At 61.8% G+C, this 411-nt stretch carries 1 protein-coding gene; it reads right to left on the reverse strand.

What is annotated here, in order from left to right; all coding sequences use genetic code 11:
• Positions 1-10: 10 nt before the first annotated feature.
• A partial coding sequence (locus K0F85_RS28380) for a TIM barrel protein (protein ID WP_219119138.1) occupies positions 11-411 on the reverse strand: 401 nt, incomplete at its 5' end.

Below are 411 nucleotides of genomic sequence, written 5' to 3' on the forward strand. Positions count from 1 at the left end.
AGCAGCGGGCTCATGCCGCCTCCCGACCCAGGCGGGGAATGGCCTCGACGAGCTTAGCCAGGTAATCGTGGCCCATCTTCGCGTATTCATAACTGGGGGCGACGGCCGGGTCTTGCTCCGCTTCCACCACCAACCAGCCTTCATAGCCGTGCAGATACAGGCGCGTCAGGATGGCCGGAAAATCGATGCTGCCGTCGCCGGGCACGCTGAAAGCGCCATTGATCACCGCCTGCAAGAAACTCCAGTGGCCATTGCGGGCCAGTTTCACCACGTTGGGGCGCACATCCTTGCAATGCACGTGGCAGATGCGGGTGATATATTTGTTCAAGACAGCCAGCGCATCGCCGCCGGCAAAGGTGATGTGCCCCGTGTCGAACAGCAAGCCCACTTCCGGCCCCGTCAAGGCCATCA

Origin of the sequence: Janthinobacterium sp. UMAB-56 (genome assembly GCF_900095265.1) — a bacterium.
GTDB lineage: Bacteria > Pseudomonadota > Gammaproteobacteria > Burkholderiales > Burkholderiaceae_D > Janthinobacterium.